The sequence below is a fragment of the Photorhabdus noenieputensis genome (genome assembly GCF_018448935.1).
Lineage (GTDB): Bacteria > Pseudomonadota > Gammaproteobacteria > Enterobacterales > Enterobacteriaceae > Photorhabdus > Photorhabdus noenieputensis.
The window spans coordinates 1-255 of the sequence record NZ_RCWC01000215.1 but is presented as its reverse complement, the minus strand read 5'-3'; the positions used below and the strand labels follow the sequence as shown (position 1 = coordinate 255).

1 protein-coding gene is annotated in these 255 nt (G+C 54.1%); it reads left to right on the top strand.

Annotated features, from left to right (window positions below; all coding sequences use genetic code 11):
* Positions 1–255 (top strand): transposase (locus EAE91_RS23910; RefSeq protein WP_214090591.1); only part of this gene is annotated, 255 nt, incomplete at both ends.

Sequence of the window (255 nt, the reverse complement as noted above, 5' to 3'; positions counted from 1 at the left end):
ATCCCGATATCGCTGACGATCATGCGTTGGGTCGCTCACGCGGTGGTTATGGCACCAAAATCCACCTGGCAACTGACGGAAAGGGCTTCCCACTCAACCTGATGTTGACGGCAGGCCAGGCCCATGAGAGTCAAACGGCTATTCCTTTGCTCGATGGCATTGGCGTCCAACGCAAGAATGGTTTTATGAAACGGCGTGGCAAAGCGGTGTTGGCAGATAAAGGCTATTCGGGAAGAAAACTCCGCGGTTACCTGC